General features: G+C 71.4%; 15 protein-coding genes and 1 riboswitch. Of the genes, 4 read left to right on the top strand and 11 right to left on the bottom strand.

Annotated features, from left to right (window positions below):
* From FB600_RS00385 to FB600_RS00350, 8 genes are all read right to left on the bottom strand, one after another.
* A complete protein-coding gene (locus tag FB600_RS00385) occupies positions 1 to 1,176 on the bottom strand; it encodes a sugar ABC transporter permease (protein WP_186024615.1) in 1,176 nt (391 codons plus the stop codon).
* On the bottom strand, positions 1,163 to 2,674 hold the full coding sequence (locus FB600_RS00380; protein ID WP_145756027.1) for a PelD GGDEF domain-containing protein: 1,512 nt from the start codon (positions 2,672 to 2,674) through the stop codon (positions 1,163 to 1,165). Before FB600_RS00380 ends, FB600_RS00385 begins: the two co-directional genes overlap by 14 nt.
* 70 nt (positions 2,675 to 2,744) lie before the next feature.
* A complete protein-coding gene (locus tag FB600_RS00375) occupies positions 2,745 to 3,296 on the bottom strand; it encodes a hypothetical protein (RefSeq protein ID WP_013690258.1) in 552 nt (183 codons plus the stop codon).
* Between the two features lie 21 nt (positions 3,297 to 3,317).
* Positions 3,318 to 7,472, bottom strand: coding sequence for a tetratricopeptide repeat protein (locus FB600_RS00370; RefSeq protein ID WP_145756026.1), 4,155 nt, complete (start codon positions 7,470 to 7,472; stop codon positions 3,318 to 3,320).
* Positions 7,447 to 10,299 (bottom strand): bifunctional glycoside hydrolase 114/ polysaccharide deacetylase family protein, encoded by a 2,853-nt coding sequence (locus tag FB600_RS00365; protein WP_244256399.1) that lies wholly within the window; start codon positions 10,297 to 10,299, stop codon positions 7,447 to 7,449. The genes FB600_RS00370 and FB600_RS00365 overlap by 26 nt, the downstream gene beginning before the upstream one ends.
* Positions 10,300 to 10,425: 126 nt before the next feature.
* Positions 10,426 to 10,665 carry a hypothetical protein gene (locus tag FB600_RS00360; RefSeq protein ID WP_127837756.1) on the bottom strand — a complete coding sequence of 80 codons (240 nt, stop codon included), beginning with the start codon at positions 10,663 to 10,665 and terminating at the stop codon, positions 10,426 to 10,428.
* A 374-nt stretch (positions 10,666 to 11,039) separates the two neighbouring features.
* A complete protein-coding gene (locus tag FB600_RS00355; RefSeq protein WP_025098931.1) occupies positions 11,040 to 11,990 on the bottom strand; it encodes an aldo/keto reductase in 951 nt (316 codons plus the stop codon).
* 216 nt (positions 11,991 to 12,206) lie between these two features.
* Positions 12,207 to 12,878 carry a class I SAM-dependent methyltransferase gene (locus FB600_RS00350; RefSeq protein ID WP_186016954.1) on the bottom strand — a complete coding sequence of 224 codons (672 nt, stop codon included), beginning with the start codon at positions 12,876 to 12,878 and terminating at the stop codon, positions 12,207 to 12,209.
* 443 nt (positions 12,879 to 13,321) lie between these two features.
* Between FB600_RS00350 and FB600_RS00345 the strand changes: the two genes are divergently transcribed.
* Entirely contained in the window at positions 13,322 to 14,818 is a 1,497-nt protein-coding gene (locus FB600_RS00345; protein WP_096751104.1) for a PLP-dependent aminotransferase family protein, read from the top strand.
* Positions 14,819 to 15,111: 293 nt separating this feature from the next.
* On the top strand, positions 15,112 to 16,380 hold the full coding sequence (locus FB600_RS00340) for an acyl-CoA dehydrogenase family protein (protein WP_096751103.1): 1,269 nt from the start codon (positions 15,112 to 15,114) through the stop codon (positions 16,378 to 16,380).
* Positions 16,381 to 16,404: 24 nt separating this feature from the next.
* Here the strand turns inward: FB600_RS00340 and FB600_RS00335 are convergent, their stop codons facing one another.
* Both FB600_RS00335 and FB600_RS00330 read right to left on the bottom strand, forming a co-directional pair.
* Complete coding sequence (locus FB600_RS00335; RefSeq protein ID WP_145756024.1) at positions 16,405 to 18,936, bottom strand: ATP-dependent DNA helicase; 2,532 nt, start codon at positions 18,934 to 18,936, stop codon at positions 16,405 to 16,407.
* Positions 18,933 to 20,618 (bottom strand): VRR-NUC domain-containing protein, encoded by a 1,686-nt coding sequence (locus FB600_RS00330; protein ID WP_145756023.1) that lies wholly within the window; start codon positions 20,616 to 20,618, stop codon positions 18,933 to 18,935. The genes FB600_RS00335 and FB600_RS00330 overlap by 4 nt, the downstream gene beginning before the upstream one ends.
* 286 nt (positions 20,619 to 20,904) lie before the next feature.
* On the opposite strand from FB600_RS00330, the gene FB600_RS00325 reads away from it, so the two are divergent.
* Both FB600_RS00325 and FB600_RS00320 read left to right on the top strand, forming a co-directional pair.
* Complete coding sequence (locus FB600_RS00325; RefSeq protein WP_145756022.1) at positions 20,905 to 21,885, top strand: alpha/beta hydrolase; 981 nt, start codon at positions 20,905 to 20,907, stop codon at positions 21,883 to 21,885.
* 171 nt (positions 21,886 to 22,056) lie between these two features.
* Positions 22,057 to 22,205: riboswitch (cobalamin riboswitch) on the top strand.
* Between the two features lie 122 nt (positions 22,206 to 22,327).
* Positions 22,328 to 23,422 (top strand): porin, encoded by a 1,095-nt coding sequence (locus FB600_RS00320; RefSeq protein WP_145756228.1) that lies wholly within the window; start codon positions 22,328 to 22,330, stop codon positions 23,420 to 23,422.
* A gap of 51 nt (positions 23,423 to 23,473) precedes the next feature.
* Here FB600_RS00320 and cobF read toward each other — a convergent pair whose 3' ends face one another.
* A complete protein-coding gene (cobF, locus tag FB600_RS00315) occupies positions 23,474 to 24,241 on the bottom strand; it encodes a precorrin-6A synthase (deacetylating) (protein ID WP_013690247.1) in 768 nt (255 codons plus the stop codon).
* Between the last annotated feature and the right edge of the window lie 65 nt (positions 24,242 to 24,306).

Below are 24,306 nucleotides of genomic sequence, written 5' to 3'. Positions count from 1 at the left end.
TCATACGCGGGGGGCGCCGGCGGCGGTGGCGGCCGGTTGCCAGAAATCGAGGGCGGCCTGCAGGGTCGGCGTGACGGCATGCCGGTCCATCGCGCCCAGCAGGCTGCGCACGCGCGGGAAATCGCGGCGCCAGTAGGCGGCCTCGGCCAGGTAGGGCAGCAGCCGGTCGCGCGGGAAGCCGCAGTCGATCGCGCGCTGCAGCATCGCGTCGGCCGCGTCGAGGTCGCGGCGCAGCAGCGCCAGCCGGCCGCGCAACCGCCACAGCGCCGCGTCCTCGGGAATCAGCGCGAGTGCCGCCTCGGCGTAGCGCTCGGCCTGCGAGATCGCGTTGTCGTAGACGTCGCCCGTCACCAGTTGCTGGTAGATCAGCTCGCCGTACAACTCGGCCAGCACCTTGTTCGAGCGGGCCCGCTCGACGCCGGAGCGCGCCGCGCCGCCGGGCGCGTCGAGCACGGCGCGCTCGGCCGTGATGCGCTGGGTCAGGGCCTTCTCCTTGCTCTCCAGGCTGCCGTAGGCCAGCAGGCGGATGTCGTCGAGCGGGTCGGCCAGCATCTCCTGCAGGATCGGCGAGACGGTGCGCACCGGCAGCGACTGCAACGCGAGCAGTGCCGTCATGCGGAAATCGACGCTGGCCTCGGCATTGCGCAGCTCGGCCTTGAGCCGCGAGCCGCGGCCGTAGGACACCGAGCCGATCAGGTACTCGGCGAATTCGGGCTCCTCCACCGTGTTGACGGCCAGGCTCGCGCGGTTGGCCGGCAGCACGCGCGACAGCACGAAGGCGCCGAGCGTGCAGAGGACGCCGCCCAGGGGCACCGCGAAGTCGAGAAAGCCGAGCAGCAGCAGGCCGCGCCAGGTGACAGGCCTGAGCCGGCGCGGCAGCAGCCGCGCGCTGCCGGTGGCGGCGAACAGCGCGGCCAGCAGCTGCACCAGCAGGCACAGCGCGAACACCCGTGTATTGGCCTCGGCCGCCGCGGCCGCGGCGCCGGCATCGACCGGCAGGCCGCTCAGCCATTGCGCCGACGGATCGGGCAGGCTGCGCAGCGTCAGCAGGCAGGCCAGCAGCTGCAGCGCGATGCCGAGCGCCAGCGTCAGCGCGGCCAGCAGCGCGCCGAGCGTGTCGCCGGCCGGCGCGCGCGGGCTGGCCGGGTCGGGCCGGCGCGGCTCAGCCGGCGACACCGCAGTGCTCCATCAGCTTGACCAGCGGGCGTATCGGCTCGCTGGCCGGCACGTTCATCGAATACACCGCCACGTGGGCCGCCTCGAAATCGACACCGAACTGCGCGCGCAGGTTGTCCTCGATGCGCAGCAGGTAGCCGTCCACGCCGCTGGCGCCGGACAAGGGCATCAGGGTCAGCACGGCGCGGCGCTTGCCGCCGATCACCTCCCATTGCGAATCGAGCGCGCGGCGCGTGCGCACGATGTGCTCGCTGAGCGCGGCGCCCAGCTCGTCGTTGTCGAACACCAGGGTGACCACCGCGGACAGCACCCGCGAATCGCGGCGCAGATGCACCAGCCGCGCGTAGTCGAGCGCGAAGCGCTGCGGGCAGGCCGGGAAGGCGCTCAGCATCTCGTGCGAGACCTCGGCATGGCGTACCCCGTCGGCATAGAAGCTGCAGAGCACCAGCAGGAACTGCAGGTTGTCGCGCGTGAGCGCCAGGAACGGCATGCGCTCGATCGCCACCACGCCCACCGGCTCGCCTTTCACGTCGAGCAGCGGCACGCAGGCCAGGTAGCGGCTGCCGATCGCGGCGGCGCTGGCATGCGCCTGCGCGTCGACATGCACCAGCCGGCGCGTCTCGATCGCCTCGCGCACCAGCGGATCGTGCACGTCGAGCGGCCCCGCGCCGCCCACCGACGCAGCGACCTCGGCCGCCGGCGCGCCCTGCCGCCAGGTGTGCACGCTGGCCACCTCGAGCTGCACCGCCTGCGCGGCCGCGTCGAGGAAGGCCTGGGCGCCGCGCAGCGCGAGATCGCCCTGCTCGGCCGGCGTCGGCAACTGCTCGAACACCACCGCGCGCAACCGCGCCAGCGAATCGCGCAGCGTGGCCGGGCGGCTCAGCAGGTCCTGCTCGAGCCGCTCGTGCGAGAGCCGCAGCATGAACTGGTTGCGCGTCAGGATCGACAGGCGCTCGGACAGGTAGTCGTTGGCGATCCGGTTCTGCCGCAGCCGCGACATCCAGATGTCGCCGAACTGGCCGGTCAGCAGCGTGAGGAAAAAGCCGCCGAAGAAGAAGCCGACCGGGAACGGCCGGCTCAGCACCGTGTCGCCGGTGAACACCGCGCTCGCGCCGCCGGTGCCGGCCGCCACCGCGGTGACGACCGGCACCGGCACGGCCGGATAGAGCAGATACCAGGCGGCCAGCAGCACGAAGCCCGATACCAGCCCCGCCACCGAGCCGTAGCGCAGCGAGACCACCACCGGCACCAGCCAGATCCAGCCGAAGCCGCTGTGGATCAGCAGCGGATCGTCGGCCGAGAAGGCGCGGCACAGGCCGATCGCGATCAGCGTGAAGCCGAGCGTCTCGAGCAGCGCGACGGTGCGCCGCCGCGCGCTGCCCTCGGGCGGCGCGATCAGCGTGCTCCACCATGCCGCCGCGCCGGTCGCGCGCACGGTTCGCGACCGCGACGCCGCGCGCGACTCGCCCGGGTCCGGCCCGGTTGCCTGGGTATTCATGCCCACCGCCTGATCGATGTCGATATCGGTTTCATCACCGCCCCGCCCTCGCCCACGAACCCATGGAGGCTCAGCGGCCGAGCGGCGCGAGCAGCTCGCGCTCGAGCTTCTGCGCCACGCCCGACAGCGCGTCGCGGCTCCAGCCGGTACGGCTGCCGGTGCCGGTCCAGACCACCTTGCCGGTCTGCACGTCGATCACGTCGAAGCTCAGGCCGACGGCCGGCTCGCCGTCCACGCCGACCTTGTAGCGCCACTCGTTGACCGAGCCGGTCAGCGCGTAGTGGATGTTCTGCTGGCGCGCCCAGTTCAGCGCGTTCTGCTGCGCATCGGGCTTGGCCGGGTCGAACAGGGTCTCGTCGTCGCCGCCGCCCGGGTAGGCCACCAGGTTCTGGTAGCCGAAGGTGCGCAGCAGGCTCTGCGCGATCGAGCCGGCGCGCTGGCCGGCCTGCGGCGTCTCAGTGTGGTTGGCGATCGGCAGGACGGTCCAGGTCTCGCCCTTGGCGGCGGGAATCGCCGCGCTCTGGTCGAGCACCGCGCAGCCGCCCAGCGCGGCCGCCGCCAGCGTGACCGCGCCGGCCAGCGCGACGGCCCGCAGGTGCCGCGATGCGTGCTTCGTGTTCATGCGTTTCTCCTCAGATTGCGTTCAATACAGCCAGCGGTACCGCGCGCCGATTTCCTTCACGGACGTCGAACTGTTCGACGATGCCCCTTGATACAGCCCGTACAGCAAGGCCTGGTCGCCGCCGAACACGCTGCCGGCGAGCCCCAGTTCGACCTGCCCGGTCCAGCCCGCGCGCGAGTCGCGCACCGGGCCGGCCGAGAACATCGGCCGCCAGCCCTTCGAATAGGTTTCCGGCAGGTCGTCGCCGAACGAGAACAGCAGCGCGCCCTGCGTGAAGGTCTGCGGCATGAAGGCGGCCGCGGTGGGCGGCGTGCCGGCCGGCAGGATCGCCGCCAGCTGCGCGCCCGGCGTGCCGCCGGCGTTGCCGTACTGCCCGTGCGTGAAGACCGCGCGGATCGTGTAGTCGGGATAGTCGGCCTTGATCTTGTAGCCGGCGCTCAGCTCCAGCAGGTGGCCGTCGCCGAAATAGGTCCGGTCCTGGCCGTGGAAGCGCGAGTATTCGTAGCGGCCGCTGCCGAACCAGTGTGGATCGAACTGGTAGCTCAAGCCCACCGTGGCCAGGTCCTTGACGCCGCCCACCATCAATTGCGTGGTTTCGGTCGCGTCCTGGTTGTAGCCGAGCGCGTAGCTCAGGGTGAGCTTCGAGTTCAGGCGCGCCCGGCCGTCGACGCGCGCGGTGGTGATATCGCGCAGCGCCTCGCGGCGGCCTACCGTCAGCGTTTCCTGGTCGTCCTGGCACTGGTGGCGGTACATCGCGCTGAGCACGCGGTCCTGGCTCGGGATGTGCGGCAGCGTGGCCGCGTCGCTCGACTGCTCGCGCTGGCGGTAGGTCAGGCGCACGCTCTGCGAGGGCGTCAGGCGCGTGCCCACCGAGGCGCTCTGCTCGTTGTAGCGCAGCGCGCCCTGGTTGCTGTAGCGCGTCGAGACGTCGACCGACTGCGCGCTCTTCATCAGGTTGTCGCGCAACTGCTGCTGCATCACGTCGTCGTGCGGGGTGGCGATCAGCGACTGGTAGGCCGTCGATTGCGCATCGGTCAGGCGCCCCGTCAGGGCCTGGGCGTCGACACGGTTCTGGCGCGGGATCAGGTCCGGCAGCGTGTCGAGCAGGCGGTTCAGCGTATCGACGTCGCCCTCGTCGATCGCCAGTTGCGCCTCGGCATAGACCGGGCGCGTGTTGCGGTCGATGAACAGCCTGGTCAGCCAGGCGTGCTCGAGGTCGGGTTCCTGCTGGGCCTGCGCCCAGGAGACGGCGGCCTCGCGCGCGATCGCCGAGACCACGCGCTGCTCGCGCCGGATCGCCTGCTGCTTGAGCGGCGGCAGCATGGCGAAATCGCCGAGTTGCGACGGATAGGCCGCGCCGCCCGGCCCGCCATTGCCATCGTCGCCGTCGCCGGCCGCGTCGGCGCGCAGCATTGCGATCAGCACCGCGCGCGACTGGTCGCCGTTGGCGAATTGGGTGGTCAACGAAACGAAACGGCCGGCCAGGTCCTCGCGCTCGGCTTCGGGCAGCGGCGCCGCGTTCGGGTCGCGGCGGCGCCGCGCCAGCTCGACCCAGGTCGACTTGCGCAACTGCCAGGCATCGTCGGCGCGGCCGTCGAGTTCGAGCGCATCGGCGAAGGTCAGGCGCCAGAGCGGATCCTGGCGGTTCGCGTCGGCCTGCTTGCGCAGGTAATGCAGCGCCATGCGGCCGTCGCCGAGCCGCAGCGCGGCCGCGATCATCGGCGGCCACAGCGGCGCGTCGCTCTCGGCATGGGCGCCGTAGCGGCGCATCGTGTCGCGCAACTGCGCCTCGGTGCCGCGATCGTTCAGGTACCAGAGCCAGGTGACCTGCGCCTCGGTGCTGTCGGGCGCGATCGCCAGCGCGCGCTGCACGTCGCGCGCCACGTCCTGCTGGCGGCCCGCGTCGCGTTCGTACTGGGCGCGCGCCAGCAGGAACGGCGCCGACTGCTCGGCCGCCGCCAGTTGCTCCGCGCTCAACGAGGCCAGCAAGGGCGAGATGCGGCCGCGCGCGTGGGCGCGCTCGTAGTAATAGATCGCCTGGGTCAGCATCCGCACGTTGCCGGTCTGCCGGTAGCCGTATTCGGCCAGGCGCGCCGCGTCGATCGGGGTGTCGTCGTAGAAGCCGATCATCGCCTCGAGGTCGTCGCGGCCGGCCTTGCCGCTGGCCAGCAGTTCGCGATAACCGGCGCCCGTGTCGTGCTGCTGCTGGGTGGTGGTGCCGAGCAGCGCGTAGAAGCGCCAGAAATCCTGGTCGGCCGGCGTGGCGCCGCGCTTGCCCTCGTTCATCGCGGCCAGCGCCGCGTCGAAGCGGGTGCGCGTGTAGAGCATGGTGGCGATCTTCAGCGCGTAGCCGGCGTTCGGGCCGTAGTCGCGCTCCAGGTCCTGCCAGCTGCGCAGGGCCAGGTCGTCGTCGCCCTTGCGCTCGGCTTCGGTGGCGTAGCGCTCGCGCGCGAGCCGCCCGAGCGGGCCCTTGAAACGCGCCTGCAGGAAACGCAGCGCGCCGTCGGGGTCGCCGTTCAGCTCGTAGGCGTTGACCACCGCGTCGAGCCGCTTGACGTCGCCGGGGCTGGTATCGGCCTGGTGCAGCGTCAGCGCCAGCATCGCGCGCTGGTCGTTCAGGCCCGGCGCGAGCCGCGCCACCTGCTGCCAGGCATGGGCGTCGCCGCGCGACTGCGCGAGCGCGAGGTAGTTGGCCAGCGCCACGTCGGGATGGTGGTTCCATTCCGCCACCTGGGCGAGCCGTTCGCGCCAGCTCGCGGCGCCGGGGTCGCGCTCGAGCGCCTGGTTCGCGACGCGCTCGGCGCTGGCGACATCGCCGGCGGCCAGGAACACGCGATAGGCCAGCGCGAAATCGGCATCGCCGGCCTTCTGCTTCGGGGCTGCGTCGGACGCCGCGGCGGAAGGCGGCGAAACCGGCACGGCTGGCGTGACCGTGGTGCTGGCCGAGTCCGCTGGCGCGGCGGGCGCGTTCGCCGAAGCCGGCGCGCTGCCCGAGATCGGCCCCGTCACCACCTTGCCGTCCGCGCTCGAGGCCGAGGCGGTGGTCGAGGCGATCCGCAGCCGTTGCACGCCCTCGCCCGAACGCGCCGCCGCATCGCGCAACGGCAGCGCGCGGCGCTTCACGGCCGGCAGCCAGGCCGCGCGCAGCCACAGACCCTGGTCGTTGCGATGGGCGATCAGCGGCTGGTCGTGCTCGGTGCCGCCGGCGTGCACGGCCGCCGGGCCGGCGCCATCGCCCGAGCGCTGAACCGTAAGCGCCCTGCCCATGGCGCCGTCGAGGCGCAGGCTCGCGAGACGCATCGCGCCGGCTTGCGCACCGGCATCGCCGAGCACCTGCAGCAAGCGCTTCACATATTGCGCGGCCAGATCGGGCCGCCCCGCCGCGAGCGCCACGTTCGACAGGAAGCGCAGCGTGTCGGGATCGTCGCCGAGATCGCCCAGGTGCGCCTGCGCGGCGGCCATCGCGCCGCCCATGTCGTTGCCCGACTGCAGCGCCTTGACGCCGGCGATGAAGGCATCGCGCCGCGCCGCCCGGGTGGCGGCGCGTGCCTGCAGCGCGAACCAGGCGTCGGCCGCCGCGCGATAGTCCTGGCCGCCGAGCCGGGTGGCCGCCAGCTCGGCGAGCCAGGCATCGGCATGCGCCGGATCCTGCTGCGCGAGCCGCGCGTAATAGCGGCCGGCCAGCGCGTTGTCGCCGAGCCCGCGTGCCTGGCGCGCCAGGGCGCCGAGCGCCTCCAGGTCCCAGGGGCGGTCCACCGCCTGCGCGAGCAGCGCGTCGAGTTCGCGGATCCGCGCCGGGCGCGCCGGATCGTCGGGCTTGAGCGCGTAGAGATGGCGCTGCGCGATCGAGATGCGGATCGCCAGCGCGTTCTGCCGCGCCGACGCGTCCCGCGCGGCATCGAGCCGGTCGAGCATGCGCGCCGCGTCGGCGCTGCGCCCGCCGCGCAGGTAGGCGCGCGTGAGCACCGCCTGCACCTCGGCATTGTTCGGCTCGATGCGCAGCCAGGCTTCCAGGTAGGCGATCGACAGGCTGTCGGTGCCGGCCAGCACGCGCACGTCGAGCTTGCTGCGCGGATAGGCGAGCAGCAGCAGCGCGCCGATCAGCACGCCGAGGACCAGCACCACGGGCAGCGGAAAGAACCGCTGGCGCTCAGATGTCGCAGGCGACGTCAACATGCAGGCTCGAAGGGGTGGAGGCAAGCGGATGGCGGGTGACGCGGCAGGCGCCGGCATTGGCCAGGCGGAACTGCGGCACGATCAGCGAATGCAGGTCGAAGGAGAAACCGCGCGCGTTGCGCTCGAAGTTGTCGAGCGAGCCGTTCGCGTCGGCCAGGTAGGGGATGCGCGGCGCCTGGGCGGCGTCGATCACGGCGAAGCGCGCCTGGCTGCCGCTCAGGTGCACGTAGGTGCCGCCCGGGCCCGGCGCGTAGCCGGCCACGCCGGTGGCGCCGCGCAGGTCCGGCACCTTGCCGGCCGGCAGGCGCACCGTGCGCAGGCGGCCGGCATCGCGGATCACCCAGGCATCGCCGTCGCGCGCGATGCTCATGTCCAGCGAGTCGAGCACCTTGCGCGCGTAATCGGACGAGAACACCGGCGTGACCGGCTGCGCCAGCACCGCCTTGAAGATGGTCTCGAGCGCCTTCATCGAGGCCAGCTTGGTGCCCGAGAACATGTGGTAGTAGATGTCCATCGGCTTGAAGCGGATCGGCGCGTCGGTCATCGCGAAGGTTTCCAGCACACGCGTGAAGCCGTAGAACGGGCCGTGCCAGAGGTCGGTATAGAGCTCCTCGTTCTGGTTCGGCGCGAACACCTGGTAATACCCGTCCTTCATCACGCCCAGCGGCGCGATCGCGGTCCAGCTCGGGTAGCTTTTGGTGATCAGCGTGTCGCCGCCGTTCATGTTCAGCACCCCGGCGCGGTAGGCCGCCTTCAGCACCGGCGCGGGCACCTGGCAGTCGCCGCTCCACAGCACCATCTTCACCGGCTTGGCGGCCGGCGCGATCTCGCGGTCGATATAGGAGATCGAGCCGCCCACCTCGCGGTCGATGCTGAAGCGGTAGCCGGGGATGTCGATCGACAGCCCGCTGGAGCTGGCGGTGCCGCCGCCCTCGGCCGGCGCGTCGTCGTCGGACACGCCCAGCCCCGTCACGCGCATCCATTGCAGCGGGTGCGTGTAGGTATGGGTGGCCACCTCGACGTTCGGCAGCTCGAACAGCTTGCGGCCGATCCCGCGCAGATGCGCGGCGAAGGCGCGATACGGGCCCTCGTCGCTCACCTCGCCCTCGATCAGCGAGACCGTGGTCGGCATGCCCGAATCGCGCAGCAGCCGGTACAGCTCGTCGCCGGAATACAGCGGCGTGGCCGGGGAGTTCGGCATGGCCGCGGTCGAATACTCGGAGCGCGAGGCGAAACCGTCGCCGTCGATATGCGACATCAGCAGGCGGCGGCCGTTCTCGGTGGTGGTGTCGGGCACCGGCATGTCGGCCGGCAGGCGCAGCGCGGCGCGCAGGAATTCGAGCGGCTGGGTGACCCAGCGCGACTGGTTGACGGCGCCCAGCGAGTAGACGCCGAACGGCCGCATCACATAACCGCCCCAGGGCGTGAGCGCCGCGCCGTCGATCTCGAAGGCGCCCGAGCGCAGCCGCAGCAGCGAGCGGCTGTGCGCACCGGCCCGCACCGCCGTGTAGTCGCGCGGATCGGGCATCGGCTTCATCTCGAAGCCCATCAGTCGCGGGTCGTAGTTCTCCACCTCGAGGCGGCCCTTGGCGGGCGCGCCGTCCACCATCGTCAGGTCGAGCTTGCGCGCGAGCTGCACGTCCATCGGCGTGCCGAACGAGGTGAACACGGCGATCGGCATGTGCGCGTCGACCTGCGCCTCGAGCCAGGCACGATAGGCGGCGCCGCGCGGCACGTCGTTGTTGAGCCAGAGCACGATGCCGGCGTAGCGGTCCGACAAGGCGCCGCCCGGCAGTTCCCCGCGCGCGTCCACGTAGTCGACCTGGTAGCCGAGATAGTTGAGCGGCATGGCCAGGTAGCGCACGCCCGGCGAGACGTTCAGGTCGGTGCGCGCGGGCGGGTCCTGCAGCACCAGGATGCGGCGCTTGAGCGGCTCGACCGCGCCCACGCCCATGGTGGCCAGCGCGCCGTCGGTCACATAGGGCACCAGCCCGTCACCGCGGATCCGTTCGATCGCGTCGCGCGAGCAGGCGCTATCGCCGGGCGCGCAGTAGTCGATCGAGATCACCGGCAGGCCGTATTGCGAGCGGATCGTCCTGGCCTGGCCGAGCAGCCAGTCGCGATCGGCCTGCGGCACCGCCACGTAGCGCTGCTGGGCCTGGTTCCAGCCGTGATAGAGCGATTCGAAGGCGACCGCGTAGACCTGGTCGTGCACCTGCGGCAGGATCTCGAAACCGCGGTTGAGGATCAGCTTCGCGGCCGGATAACGCGCGCGGATCGCGCGGATCACGGCGACCAGCCCGGCCTGCTGGCGCGCACGCGCCTCGTCGGTGGTGGCGGCGAGCTGGTAGGAATCGAGCGTGTCGAGGAAGAAGCCGCGATAGCCCTTCTCCCACAGCGGGCGGATCACGTGATCGACGAAGAAGGCCGGCCAGTCGGGCTGGCCCTGGTCGATCACGCGCGAGGCCCAGGCGGCATTGCTGCCGGCGAACCAGTTCTTCGGGATGCTCGCGTAATAGTCGCGCGAGGGCAGCACCTCGCCGACGCTGGCGTAGGCGAACCAGGTGGTGTGTGGCAGCGGATGCGCGAGCGGATCGAAGCCGCTGTCGGGCTCGACCACCGCCGCGTCGTAGGCGGACAGCAGTTCGACGGGAGGCTGCTTGCCGTAATAGAGGGCGAAGGACGGTTGCGCGGCGGACTTCAGCGGCGAGGCGGCGGGAACGGATGCCGCCGGTGCATCGTCGGCAGCCAGCGCGGCAGGCGCGCTCGCCAGGCCCGAGGCCAGCAACGCGGCCACGCCGAACCAGCGGCGCATGATGCGCGCCATCCGTGCGGCTCGGGCGTGTCTAGTATCTGCTTCGTCATTGCGGGAGTCTGGCTCCCGCTTATCGAACAGGCGGCGTCTCGTCATCGATTTCCAGTGCGTCGATCGGCAAGCGGGCAAACCACAAGGTCATGGCATGGCGCCACTGGACCGCCCTTTTTTTGAATACGGCGATTCTAGCCAAATAACGAATGCTGGCAAATCCATTTGCCGGAAAGCGTCACAGTGACGACACAATGTTGTCCGGTACTTGCCGAACGCGATGGATGCTGCGTGATTGCCGAGCAGGTCGTCGCCGAATCCGCGAATCCCGGTACGGTGGCGCGTAGCGCCGGTATCGACGCGAATGAAATGATTGGTCTCTGCCATTCAACGATTTCGAATGAATCATTTCAGCCGGCATTCGATAAATCATTCATGGCAATCGGTAAAAAATAGCCAAGGACATATCGCCATCGTGGCGGGCTGACCGATCCTCGCGTGATTCGAGATGCTCGCCTGGGAAACATCCGGATGACGGGATGGTTGCGCATGCAACTCCACGCGCATCGGCGGCGATAAAGCTGACGAATGACCGGCTCGCGAGCCTTGCCCGATGCGAGATGGCCGGGTGGGCGACGAGCAGTTCCCGTGCCCGGGCCGGACTCGAGGACGGGCGGCTGAAGCGCCGGGAAAGACACCGCGCCGGCCCCATGCGAGCGCATGCGGGCCGGCCACGGTGGATGAGGATCGGCCTGGGCGGCTCAGGCCGGGGCGCTGGCCTCGTCGAGCTCGCGCACGTCGGCGGCGCTCAGTTCGAGGCGGATCGCCTCGCCGAGCGCCTTCAGTTGTTCGAGCGAGGTGGCGCTGGCGATCGGCGCGGTGATGCTCGGCCGCGCGATCTGCCAGGCCAGCGCGACCGAGGCCGGCGTCGAGCGATGCCGCCCGGCCACCGCGTCGAGCGCCTCGAGGATCCGCAGGCCGCGCGGGTTCAGGTACTTCTCGACGCGTGAGCCGCGCTGGCTCTTGCCGAAATCGGCCTCGGAACGATACTTGCCGCTCAGGAAGCCGCTGGCCAGCGCGTAGTAGTTGATCACGCCCAGGCCCAGCTCCTTCACCACCGGCTCGAGATCGCTCTCGTACTCCGCGCGGTCGTACAGGTTGTACTCGGGCTGGAACACCTGGTAGGCCGGCAGGCCGTCGCGACGGCTGATCTCGGCCGCCTCGCGCAGCCGCGCGCCGCTGTAGTTCGAGGCGCCGATGATGCGCACCTTGCCCGCCTCCACCAGGCTGCGATAGGCGCCCAGCGTCTCCTCCAGCGAGGCCGTGTCGGCCAGGTCGCGATGCGAGAAATAGAGGTCGATGTAATCGGTCTGCAAGCGGCGCAGCGAATCGTCGGCCGCCTTCAGGATGTTCTCGCGCGACAGCCCCGCGCGCGCCTCGAGCAGCCCGACCTTGGTGGCGATCACCACGCTGTCGCGCTTGCCGCTGCGCTTGAGCCACTTGCCGATGATGGTTTCCGAGTCGCCGCCCTGGTTGCCCGGCACCCAGGCCGAGTAGACGTCGGCGGTGTCGATGAAGTTGATGCCGTGGTCCGCGAGCGCGTCGAGCAGCGAAAACGAGGTGGCTTCGTCGGCCGTCCAGCCGAACACGTTGCCGCCGAACGCGATGGGCGAGACCTGGATCTCCGAGTTGCCGAGTGAACGCCTTGCCATCTGCCTGTCCTCCATGGAGTCGTTGAAGCCGCCGGGCGCGCGCGAGGCGCGGCAGGCGGCGCGATGAGAGCCGATGCGCCATGCTAGTGCCGCGCATCGGCGCGACCAAGCGATTAAACCTGAAATGGAAATGGGCTGCGCTGGGAAGGCCGGCGAGCTCGCCGCCGGCAGCCGGCGGGCGCATCGCCACCTGTCGAGATGCGGCCCGCCTCGCGGCTATTGCTGTCGCCAGTAGACGCTGCGTCCGTCGCCGGTCGGCACCAGCTTGGTGTGGTTGACGTGGGTGAAGGCCAGCGGCGCGCGCACCCAGTCGTATTCGAGCACGAACTGGCGCGCGTGCAGCGTCGCGACCAGGTCGGCCAGGCTGATGCGGGCGGGCGCGTAGCCGCGCAGGATGAAATACTGCATCTGCCAGACCTGGGCCCAGGCCCAGTTGTCGTGCCAGCCGAAGTCGCGCTCCGACCAGACCGAGACATGCGCCTCGGACAGCACGTTGTCGACCGAATTCTGGATCGCCGCCTCGGGCAGCACGATCACGGTGTAGGCCGAGCGATAGGTCAGGAAGTTGAGCAGGTCGAGGCCGGCCGATTTCGGCAGGTGCTCGATGCAGTCGCCGATGATGGTCAGGTCGAACATCTCGTCGACCATGCGCGCCGGGATCTCGGTGGCGCTCGTCAGGTGCAGCGGGTGGTAGAGCCGGTCGAGGCCGTACTTTTCGACATAGGACGGCTCGATCTCGACGCCTTCGAGCCGCGCCCCGGGCAGCGCCGCGCGCACCATCCGCCCGTACTTGCCGGCGCCGCAGCCGATATCGAGCACGCGCGAGGGCGCGACCGCGGCGAGCAGCGCGGCCGTGACCGCGTCGAAGGAACCGGCGGAAAACGGCATGGAGGTGTCTCCCTGGAAGATCGATCGAGCCGGGCGGGCCGGCGGCGCCTGGGCGATCAGCATAGCGTTCGGCCGGCCCGCGCCGCAAGGCCGGAGCGGCTGGGGGGGTGCTTGCTTGGGGCAGTGCTTGCTTGGAGCCGTGCTGGGTTCTGGCTGCACGGGGTTCGGGCCGTGCTCGTTCAGCGCCATGCCTGGTTCGAGCCGCGATTGGTTCGAGCCGCATCCGGTTCGCGCCGGCTCGACTCGCGACCGGCTTGGTTCGTCGTGCCGCCCCGATCCGAGCCCCCTTTCAGGCTCGACGTCGCGCCCCGCGGCGGCCCCCCCCTCGATCGATTCCGCGTTGTTCGATCGGCGATCGATCCCCTACAATGCGCCGACCGACGTTTCCGCCTCCACGCCATGCCCCGCCTGCCCGCGCCCTGCCTCCAGCGCGCCCGTTCCCGATGAGCCGCCGCGCCGGCCCGAGCGCCGCGACCACGCGCTACGAGGCGCTCGCGCACGCGCTCGCCGACGAGATCCGCTCGGGCAACGTGGCGGTCGGCGCGCGCCTGCCCTCGCTGCGCCAGATCATCGCCCAGCACGGCGTGAGCCAGTCGACCGTGTTCCGCGCCTACTACCTGCTCGAGGAATGGGGCTTGATCCGCGCCCAGGAGCGCTCGGGCTACTACGTCGCGCCGGGTGCGCGCCTGGCGGCGGCTGCGGCCCGCTGCGCCGCCACGGCCGGGCCCCAGGCCGGTGCCGGCGACGACGCCCTCGCGCATGCGCCCTCCACCCGCGTCGACATCAGCGAACTGGTGTTCTCGGTGCTGGACGCCGTCAAGCGCCCCGACATCGCCCCGCTCGGCTCGGCCTTCCCCGCTCCGCAACTGTTCCCGCTGCCGCGCCTGGCGAAATCGCTGGCGACGGCCGCGCGCGAGCTGGACCCGTGGAGCACGGTGGTCGACCTGCCGCCCGGCAACGAGGCGCTGCGCCGCCAGATCGCGCTGCGCTACCTGGGGCTGGGCATCGCCCAGCCGCACGACGAGATCGTGGTCACCAACGGCGCGCTGGAGGCGCTGAACCTGTGCCTGATGGCGGTCACGCGGCCGGGCGACGTGGTGGCGGTCGAGGCGCCGGGTTTCTACGCGGCCCTGCAGGCGATCGAGCGGCTCGACCTGCGCGCGGTGGAGATCCCCGTCGATCCCGAACGCGGCCTCGACCTCGAAGCGCTGGCCGAGGCGCTGGCGCGCCATCCGATCCGCGCCTGCTGGTTCATGACCAGCTTCCAGAATCCGACCGGCGCGCTGCTGGCCGATGCGCGCAAGCGCGCCCTGGTCGAGCTGCTGGCGCGCCACCAGGTGCCGCTGATCGAGGACGACGTCTATGGCGAGCTGCATTTCGGCTCCCGCGCGCCGCTGCCGGCACGCGCCTTCGACCGCCACGGCCTGGTGATGCACTGCAGTTCCTTCTCGAAGACGCTGGCGCCGGGCTACCGGATCGGCTGGGCGGCAGCGGGCCGCTACGCGGCGCGCGTGCAGCGCCTCAAGCTGATGACCACCATCTCGGCCAGCATCCCGGTGCAGGCGGGCCTGGCCGACTATCTCGAACACGGCGGCTACGACCGCCATCTGCGCCGGCTGCGCGCGGCGCTGGCCGCCCAGTTGGAGGCGCTGGCGCGTGCGATCGCGCGCTGGTTGCCGCGCGAGGTGCGCTGGACCCGCCCGCAAGGCGGCTACTTCGCGTGGATCGAGCTGCCCGCGGAGATCGACGCGATGGCCCTGCACGCGCGGGCGCTGGCGCGCGGCGTCGGGCTCGCGCCGGGGCCGATCTTCTCGGCCTCGCATGCCTTCGCCAACTGCATCCGCCTGAACTTCGGCCATCCCTGGTCGGACGAGCTGGAGCGCGCGATCCGCACGCTCGGCGAGTTGCTGGCCGATCCGGCCGTGCAACGTCGCGGCTGAACGGGCGCTTGCCGCCCGGGCCGGGCACGAGGCGACATTCCTCCCGAAGCCCGCGCCGGTTCCCTGGCTGACGCTGGTGCTCGTGCTTCGGCCGGCGGGCGCTTGCCGCCGGGGCTCGGGATGAGGCGGGCATCCATCCCGAAGTCCGCGCCCGCTCCCTTGCCGACGCTCGTGCTCGTGCTTCGGCCGACGCTTTTCCCTTGCCCGGAATATCGATCCCCGAACTGCTTGGTTGCCAGCGCCGTGCGCGGCTTCGTATAAATCGGGCTTGGTCCACCCGCAAGGAAAGCCCCATGTCCCGCACCGCCCCTCCCGCGCTGTCCACCGGCACCGACTACGAGACGCTGGCCGCGCGCTTCCGGCCGATCTTCGCGCGCATCGCCGAAGGCGCCGTGGCGCGCGACCGCCGGCGCGAGCTGCCGGTCGAGCCGATCCGCTGGCTCAAGCAGGCCGGCTTCGGCGCGATTCGCGTGCCGGCCGAGGCCGGCGGCGCCGGCGCCTCGATCCCGCAACTGTTGCGCCTGCTGATCGAGCTGGGTGCCGCCGATTCGAACCTGCCGCAAGCGCTGCGCGGCCATTTCGCCTTCGTCGAGGACTGGCTCAACGCCGAGCCCGGCGAGGCGCGCGATACCTGGCTGGCGCGCTTCGTCGACGGCCAGCTGGTCGGCAATGCCTGGAGCGAGATCGGCGAGGCGGCGCTCGGCGAGGCCGGCACCAAGGTCTCGCGACGCAATGGAGAATGGGTGGTCGACGGCGAGAAGTTCTATACGACGGGCAGCCTGTTCGCCGACTGGATCGACGTCTACGCGCAGCGCGCCGACGACCTGAGCCCGGTGATCGCGGCGGTGGCCACGGCCCAGCCCGGCGTGAGCCTGGTCGACGACTGGGACGGCTTCGGCCAGCGCACCACCGGCAGCGGCACCACGCGCTTCCAGGCGGCGCGCGTCGATCCGCACGGGCTGGTCGAGTTCTCGCGGCGCTTCCGCTACCAGACCGCCTTCTACCAGTTGTTCCACCTGGCCACGCTGGCCGGCATCGCGCGCGCGGCCGAGCAGGACGCCGCGCGGCTGGTGCGCGAGCGGCGGCGCGTCTACAGCCACGGCAACGGCACGCGCGCCGGCGACGATCCGCAGATCCTGCAGGTGGTCGGCGAGGTGGCGTCCTGGGCCTATGCCGCCGAGGCGATCGCGCTGCGCGCGGCCGAGCCGGCGCAACTCGCCTATGCATTGCACGATGGTTCGGACGGCGCCGGGGAACATGCCGCCAACCTCGCCGCCGAGCTCGAATCGGCCCAGGGGCAGGTGGTGGTGACCGAGCTGGTGCTGCGCGCGACCACCCATCTGTTCAACGCGCTGGGTGCCTCGGCCACGCGCGAGGCGAGCGATCTCGACCGTCACTGGCGCAACGCGCGCACGGTGTCCTCGCACAATCCGGTGGTCTACAAGGCGCGCATCGTGGGCGATCGCTCGGTCAACGGCACCGAGCCGCCCTTCGTCTGGAAGGTGGGAACGCCGGCCGCGGGCGCCGCATCGGCCTCGGCGGATCGCAAGCAGGCGGCCTGAGCTCGGGCGGGCCTCGAACGATCGTCACTCCACGCGCCACCAGCGCGGCAGCAGCCGCTGCACCTCGCGGCGCCGGTAGCGATCGTCGATCAAGTGCACCACGCCCTCGTCGTGCTCGGTGCGGATCACGCGGCCGGCCGCCTGCACCACCTTCTGCATGCCCGGGAACAGGTACATGTAGTCGTAGCCGCTGCCGAAGCGCGCCTCCAGCGCGCGCCGCATCTGCTCGTTGACCTCGTTGACCTGCGGCAGCCCCAGCGTGGCGATGAAGGCGCCGATCAGCTTGTCGCCCACCAAATCGATGCCCTCGGCGAACGCGCCGCCCAGCACCGCGAAGCCGATGCCCTGGCCGCCTTCCCGGAAACGCGCCAGGAAGGCGTCGCGCGCGGCCTCGTCCATGCCGCGCTCCTGCATCCAGACCGGTAGCTCGGGATGCGTCTCGCGGATCAGTTCGACGATGCGGCGCAGGTAGTCGAAGCTGCTCAGGAAGCCGAGGTAGTTGCCGGGCCGCTCGGCGTATTGCCTGGCGATCAGCTCGACGATCGGCGCCAGCGAGCGCTCGCGGTCGCGCCAGCGCGTCGACACGTGCCCGGCCACGGTCACCTTGAGCTGCGCGGCGCGGAACGGCCCTTCGACGTCGAGCGCCGGGGTCGCCTCGGGCAGGCCGAGCGTGTCGAGGTAGAAATGGAACGGCGTCAGCGTGCCCGAGAACAGCACGGTGGCGCGCGCCAGCGCATGGCGCGGCGCGAGGAAATCGGCCGGGATCACGTTGCGCACGCACAGCACCGATTTCGCGCGCCCGCCGCGCGAGCCGCGCTGGCGCGCCGCCTCGCCCTCGACGCGCGTGACGTCGAAGATCGAATGCGTGTCGAACTGCTCGGCCAGGTTGACGAAGTGCATCGCGTCGAAGGCGAACTGCAGCACGTTCGGCTCGATCGACAGCGGCGCGTCGGCCATCACCTCGCTGACGCGCCCGATGAAGCGCTGCGCGGCCAGCAGCAGCGCCGAAGGCACCGTATCCATCACCAGGTAGGCGGCTTCCTGCTCGCGGTTGAGCGCGTTCCACTCGCGGTTCAGCTTCTCCAGCGGCGCGGCCAGGGTGGGCGGCGCGTGACGCTTGGCGTCGGCCAGCACGAACTGGTCGAGCGTCGCGCTGTACATGCCGCGCGCGCGATCGAGCAGGTTGTGCGCCTCGTCCACCAGCACGCCGATCCGCCACTGGTTCTGCACCGCCAGCGAGTGCAGCAGCGCGCTGCCGTCGTAGTAGTAGTTGTAGTCGCCGACGATCACGTCGCTCCAGCGCGCCAGTTCCTGCGCCAGGTAATACGGGCAGACCTGGTGCGCCAGCGCCACCTCGCGCACCGTCGCGCGGTCCAGCGTGCGTAGCGCCAGCGCCTGGGCGCGCGCGCCGCCCAGCCGGTCGTAGAAGCCGCGCGCGAGCGGACAGGATTCGCCGTGGCAGGCGCGGTCCGGATACTCGCAGGACTTCTCGCGCGCCACCAGTTCGAGCGTACGCAGCGGCAGCGGCGCTGCACCGGGCACGGCGGGGGAAGGCGCCGCCTCGGCCTGCGCATTGGGCGAGGATTCGGGCTGCGCTGCCTCGGACGATGAGTCGGCTGGGGCTTCGGGCGACGACGTTCCGGATGACGAATCGGCGGCGGCTCCGAGCGACGACGCATCAGACGGCAAACCACCCGCGGCTTCGGATGACGCGCCCCCAGGCGGTGACTCAGCCGCCGACGCGGATGCGCCACCGACAGGAGAGCCCGCCGCCGCGCCCTCGTGCGCGGCGCGCAGCAAGGCCAGCGCATCGAGCGCCAACGCGCGCCCCGGCGTCTTGGCGGTCAGGAACAGCACGCGGTCGAGATAACCATCGCCGCAGGCGCGCAGCATCGGGAACAGCGTGCCGACGGTCTTGCCGATGCCGGTCGGCGCCTGGGCCAGCAAGGCGCGGCCGTCGCGCGCGGCGCGATAGACGTCGGCCGCCAGCGCGCGCTGGCCGCTGCGGAAGCTGCCATGCGGGAACGGCAGCACGCGCAGCGCCGCGTCGCGCGCCTCGCGATGCGCGGCCTCGCTGGCCGCGAACGCGGCGAAGCGCTCGCACTGCGACTCGAACCAGTCGCGCAGCGAGTCGGCACTGTGCGTCTCGGTCAAGACCGACTCGCGATGCGAATCGACATCGAAATAGACCAGCGCCACGGTCAGGTTCGCGAGGTCGCGCATCTTGCAGAGCAGATGCCCGTAGACGCGCGCCTGCGCCCAGTGCAGCGCGCGATGGTTGGCCGGCATGCGGTTCAGGTCGCCGCGATAGGTCTTGATCTCCTCGAGGCGGTTCAGCACCGGATCGTAGCCGTCGGCACGCCCGCGCACCGCCACCTCGCCATGCTCGCCGGCCAGCGCGATCTCACGCTCGTAACCGTCGTCGCGGCGCGAGGTGACGATGCCGTGGCCGATGATGCCCTCCTGCGACGAGGGCGCCGGCGTGAAGCGCAGGTCGAGATCGCCGCTCTTGGCGGTGAACTCGCACATCGCGCGTACCGCGACGGTGTAGCTCATGCGCCCGGCTCCGTTTCGGCATCCACATCGGCATCCGCCCACTCGACATCGATCACGCGCACCGGCACGCCGTGCGCCACGCAGTAGTCGAGCCAGCGGATCTGGTTGTCCTGGAGGCGGTCGCCGGGGCCCTTCACCTCGATCAGCTCGTAGCAGCGCTCGGCCGGCCAGAAGCGGATCAGGTCCGGCAGCCCCGAGCGGTTGCCGCGCGGGTCGTCGAGCAGGCGTTCGAAGCAGCGGCGCAGATGGCGCGCGTCGATGCAGTCGAGCGCCAGCGCCAGCAGGCCGTCGTCGAGCGCGCCCCAGAACACGAAGGGCGACTGCAGCCCGGCTTTCTCGCGATAGCGGCGCAGGATCGTGTCGCGATAGGCGCCGCTCTCGAGTTCGGCCAGGCAGGCCTCGAAACCGGCCGCGCGGCGCGCGCGGAAATCGGGCGCGTGCAGGTCGGCCGGGCCGCGCTGGAACGGGTGGAAGAAGGCGCCGGGCACGGCCGCGAACACGGCGTCCCAGCACAGCAGCCCGAACAGCGAGTTGATCAGCGTGTTCTCGACGTAATGGACCACCGCGCCGGCGCCGCTCAGGTGCGCGCCGACCGCCGTCTCGACCGAATGCGGGACCTGCGGGATCGCCAGCACCAGGGTCTCGCGCGCGGCCGGCGCCAGCGCGGCGAGACGCACGACGGGCCGCCCGGCGCGGCGCAGCAGCCGCGGCAGCATGCGCGCGATGCGCTGGCGCTCCTCCTCGTTCTCGGGCCCGGCGGCGGCGGCCTCGGCCAGCGCCAGCGCCTCGGCGTCGCGCCCGCAGCGCTCCAGCACGCGCACCCGCCGGTGCCGGCTGCCGGGCCAGGCGCTGGCGCCATAGGCGTCAAGCGCGCCGGCCCAGTCCTCGCGCCGCTCGCAGGCATTGCCGATCTGGTGCAGCAGCTTCGCGCGCCGCGTCGCCAGCCAGGCCTGCGCGCAGTCGATCGCGTTCACGTGGCGGGTCAGCTCGTCGTGGGGCCGGTCCTCGGGCCAGGCGCCGAGCGCCTCGCGGCACAGGAACAAGGCCAGGTAGACATCGACGTCGGCGCGCTGCTGGAAGGCGCGCGAGGACGGCTCGAAGGCCACCGTCTCGTACTGGAACACGCCCAGGTCGGCCAGCACGAATTCGGACCAGTCCTGGTGCAGGTTGCCGAAGAACATCAGCCGCAGCCGGTCGCACAATGCGTCGATCCGGACCTCGAACACGCGATCGCCGGTGGCCGGCAGCCAGGCCTCGAAGGGCTGCTCGGCCTGGTGTTGCTCGCGCAGCGACTCCAGCCAGTCGCCCTTGCGCGCGCCCCTGGGCGCCGCGAAGCGCTGCGCCAGCTCGGGCCGCGTGGCCAGCGCGAATACGCCGTCGAGCGTCAGCGGCGGCGCCGCGTCGAGCCAGCCCAGCGTCACCAGCGGCTCGGCCGCCGCCGCGGTCGCGCCGATCTCCTGGTAATTCAGCTTGCTCTGGCGGAAATACGGCCCGCTGCGCATCAGCATGCGTACCAGCAGCGCGCGAGAGGGACGCGGCAAGGCCGCGAAATCGCGCAGGAAGGCGCGCTCGGCGATGTCGAACAGGTCGTCGTAGCGTTCGGCGAGCCAGCCGAGCGCACGCTCGAAGTTGTCGAGGTAGTAGAACGCGTAAGGCGGTGGAGAGGCGACGGCGGATGACACGGAATGGCTTGGGGCAGGTCCTTGGGAGCGCGTGCCGTTCGACGGGGGTCGGATCTGGATACCGGATCAGCCGCCCCGAACGGCGTGGCGCGCCCGCCATGATGACACGGGAACGCGCCGCGCATGGGCCAGCCTGGCGGGACGCTCGCCGCCGAGGGAGCACGGCGCCGAAATGCGCCCGGGCGCACGAACTGACACGAGATTTATACATTCCGTCACATCGCGTGCGCCGCGATGCGGTTAAATGCGTGGTACCTGCCAAACCAGAACGAATCTCGCCCGCGTCATGGATGACTCCCGTCGCAACCTGCTCGGCGCCGCCGTCGGCGGCTGGCTCACGGCCATGCTGCCTGGCGCGCGGGCCCAGGAGCCGCCTGCCCCGGCCGCGCCGCCGGCCGGCGCCCCGCGCCTCTTGCCCGACGAGGCGATCCGGCTGTGGCCCGGCAACCCGCCCGACGCGCTGCCCGGCGCGGTGTTCGACGGCGAGCAGGTGGTCCGTCACGGCGCCGTGACGGGCGTGGTCGCGCCGCGCCTGCATGTCTACCGCCCGGCCACGCCGAACGGCGCCGCCGCGCTGGTGATCGCCGGCGGCGGCTACGAACGCGTCGAGCTGGCCCAGGAAAGCGGCCCCGTGTGCCGCTGGCTCGCCTCGCGCGGCGTGATCGCCTTCGAGCTGGTGTACCGCCTGCCCGAGCAGGGCTGGGTGCGCACCGCGCCGCTGCAGGACGGCCAGCGCGCGATGCGCGTGATCCGCTCGCGCGCGCAGCGTGACGGCTTCGATCCGAACCGGATCGCGATCCTGGGGTTTTCGGCGGGCGGCCATCTGGCCGGGATGACCGCCTTCGACCCGAACGCGCGCCGTTATCCGGAGGCGGACGGTATCGACCGCCTGTCGGCACGCCCGAACCTCGCCGCCCTGCTCTATCCGGTGCTGACGCTGCTGCCGCCGTTCGACCGCACGCGCTCGCATCGCCACCTGCTCGGCGACACGCCGCTGCCGGGCACCGCCGAATCGCTCTCGCCGGTGCTGAGGATCGACGCCAACGCGCCCAGGACCTTCCTCGCGCAAGCCGTCGACGATCCGGTGGTGCCGGTCGACAACGTGCTGCTGGCTCACACCGCCCTGCGCAACGCGCGCGTGCCGGCGGCCCTGCACGTCTACCAGACGGGCGGCCACGGCTGGGCGCTCGGCACGCCCGACAGCGAGCCGGCCTCCTGGCCGGGGCTGTTCGAGCGCTGGGCGCGCAGCCATCGCTGGTTCGGCTGAGCGCGGCTTTCACGGACAACCCGAGCCCGGCACCAGGCCCCGGCACGCCGCGCCGTGGTACGCCCCGAAGCGCCCGCGGCCGCCCCTTGGTTTCCCCGCCGGCCTCCGTTATGCTGTCCCCGCTTCGCCGCGGCCAGCCGCGCTGAATCGACCCGAACAGCAATACAGAGCAGCAACACAAAACCAGACGAATCCCCATAAACGAACGACGAATCGTGGAAGCCGGTGCGAATCCGGCGCGATCGCGCCACTGTGACCGTTCGCGTCGGCCTCGCGCCCGCGCGACGTAAGCCAGACCGCCCTTCGTCGTGAAGATCGGACCGATCGGGGCGCGCAACCCCGTGGAGCCACCATGACAACGAACCCGACCGCGCGCCGGCCAGGCCGGCCGTCGCGCCCGCGAAACCGGGCGCCCGACGTGCGCCCGATTTCCGGCATCGCCATGCCGCTCGCCGCCTCGCGCGTCCTCGCCGCCTGCCTGCTCGCCGGCCTGGGCAGCGCCGCCTCGGCCCAGAGCCTGTCCCTTTACGGCGAGCTCGACAGCGGCCTGGCCTACCTCAGCAATGTCGGCGGCCACGCGCAGTACCTCGCCACCTCCGGCCTGATCGACGGCAGCTTCTGGGGCCTGCAGGGCAGCGAGGATCTCGGCGGCGGCGCCAAGGCGCTGTTCCGGCTGGAGCGCGGCTTCACCGTCACCGCCGGCAGCCAGTTGAACGATCACCCGAGCTACGTCGGCCTGCAATCGGAACGGCTCGGCACGCTCACGCTCGGCCATCAATACGACCTGATCCACGACTACGCCGCGCCGTTCACGCTGACCGGCGGCACGGGCGGCACCGCCTTCGCCCATCCCTTCGACAACGACAACGCCAACAACACCTACCTGGCCGCCAACGCGGTGAAATACGCCAGCGCCAGCTACGGCGGCTTCAGCTTCGGCGGCCTCTATGCGCTGTCGAACGGCGCCGGCCGCTTCGCACGGAACCGCGCCTACGGGATCGCCGCGAACTACACGCACGAGGCCCTCAGCGCCGGCGTGGCCTGGATGCACCACGACGGGCGCGGCCTCGCCGCCGGCGGCGCCTACGATCCGGCCAGCCTGCCGGGCGAGGACGGCACGCCGGCCCCGCTCGGCGCGCAGCGCCAGGACATCGTCGCAGCCGGCGCCAGCTACGCGATCGGCCAGGTGACGCTGGGCGCCGCCTGGTCGCGGGCGATCTACACGGGGGTGTCGAACACCGACAGCGGCATTGCGCTGCCCTCGATGGCGTTCTCGAACTACGAGGTCAATGCGGTCTGGCAGGCAACGGACGCGCTCGCGCTGGCGGGCATGCTCACCTACACGCACGGCAATGCCGCGCACTGGCAGCAAGGCGCCGCGCAGGCCGTCTACCAGTTCTCGAAGCGCACCGACGTGTATGCCGAGACGCTGCTGCAACGCGCCTCGTCCGGCGCGCTGGCGGTGATCAACAGCGCCGATCCGTCGAGCGGGCGAAGCCAGTTGCTGGTCGCCGGCGGCATCCGCCATCGCTTCTGATCGCGGGGCGCCGCGCGGGAGGCGCGCAACAGGCGGGCGCCGCGCCCCGCTTCAGCCCTGCGGCCTCGCGCGCTTCTTCAGCAGATAGGTATCCATGATCCAGCCGTGGCGCGCGCGCGCCTCGGCCCGCACGCGCACGATCTCCTGCTTGACCTCGGCGAGACGCCCCGCCACCAGGATCTCGTCGGGCGTGCCCACGTAGGCGCCCCAGTAGATGTCGACATCGTCCTCGACGCGCTCGAAGGCATTGTGCGCGTCGAGCATCACCACCACGCTGTCGACCGCCTCGGGCAGGCGCGCGCCGAGCCCGCGGCCGTTGACGATCTCGACCGCGCGGCCGATCTCGTTGAGCGCGATGCGGTGCCGCGCGGCCAGCGCCTGCACGCTGCTGATGCCGGGAATCACCTCGTGCTCGAAGTCGTGGCGGCCGCCGGCGGCGATCGCGGCGACGATGCGCATGGTGCTGTCGTAGAGCGCGGGATCGCCCCAAACCAGGAAGGCGCCGCATTCGCCGTCGCGCAGCTCCTCGCCGATCAGGCGCTCGAACACCTGCTGCTTGTCGCGGTTCAGTTGCTCGACCGCGCCCACGTAGCTGTCGCCGTCGGGGCCGCGCTCGGGGCTGGCCGACTCGACGATGCGCCAGGGCCGCTGGCCGGCGTGGCGCTCGATGATCTCGCGCCGCAGGACGATCAGCTTCTCCTTGACCGCGCCCTTGTCCATCACGAAGAACACGTCGGCGCGCCGCAGCGCGTCGATGGCCTGCAGGGTCAGGTAGTCGGGATTGCCGGCGCCGATGCCGATGATGAGGACGTGTTTCACACGCGGCTCCAGGAGGTCGAAAAACGGGAAACGCGCAGTCTACCCGCTTTGGCGGCGCGGCTGGC

This window comes from Burkholderia sp. SJZ089 (genome assembly GCF_007828315.1).
Lineage (GTDB): Bacteria > Pseudomonadota > Gammaproteobacteria > Burkholderiales > Burkholderiaceae > Burkholderia > Burkholderia gladioli.
The sequence above is the reverse complement of the archived record's forward strand: the minus strand, read 5'-3'. Positions and strand labels throughout refer to the sequence as shown.

Excerpts from the sequence above, each read along its gene's own strand:
- FB600_RS00380 (WP_145756027.1), bottom strand. The coding sequence starts at position 2,674 with ATGAATACCCAGGCAACCGGGCCGGACCCGGGCGAGTCGCGCGCGGCG.
- FB600_RS00375 (WP_013690258.1), bottom strand. The coding sequence starts at position 3,296 with ATGAACACGAAGCACGCATCGCGGCACCTGCGGGCCGTCGCGCTGGCC.
- FB600_RS00370 (WP_145756026.1), bottom strand. The coding sequence starts at position 7,472 with ATGTTGACGTCGCCTGCGACATCTGAGCGCCAGCGGTTCTTTCCGCTG.
- FB600_RS00365 (WP_244256399.1), bottom strand. The coding sequence starts at position 10,299 with ATGGCGCGCATCATGCGCCGCTGGTTCGGCGTGGCCGCGTTGCTGGCC.
- FB600_RS00360 (WP_127837756.1), bottom strand. The coding sequence starts at position 10,665 with ATGGCAGAGACCAATCATTTCATTCGCGTCGATACCGGCGCTACGCGC.
- FB600_RS00355 (WP_025098931.1), bottom strand. The coding sequence starts at position 11,990 with ATGGCAAGGCGTTCACTCGGCAACTCGGAGATCCAGGTCTCGCCCATC.
- FB600_RS00350 (WP_186016954.1), bottom strand. The coding sequence starts at position 12,878 with ATGCCGTTTTCCGCCGGTTCCTTCGACGCGGTCACGGCCGCGCTGCTC.
- FB600_RS00345 (WP_096751104.1), top strand. The coding sequence starts at position 13,322 with ATGAGCCGCCGCGCCGGCCCGAGCGCCGCGACCACGCGCTACGAGGCG.
- FB600_RS00340 (WP_096751103.1), top strand. The coding sequence starts at position 15,112 with ATGTCCCGCACCGCCCCTCCCGCGCTGTCCACCGGCACCGACTACGAG.
- FB600_RS00335 (WP_145756024.1), bottom strand. The coding sequence starts at position 18,936 with ATGAGCTACACCGTCGCGGTACGCGCGATGTGCGAGTTCACCGCCAAG.
- FB600_RS00325 (WP_145756022.1), top strand. The coding sequence starts at position 20,905 with ATGGATGACTCCCGTCGCAACCTGCTCGGCGCCGCCGTCGGCGGCTGG.
- FB600_RS00320 (WP_145756228.1), top strand. The coding sequence starts at position 22,328 with ATGCCGCTCGCCGCCTCGCGCGTCCTCGCCGCCTGCCTGCTCGCCGGC.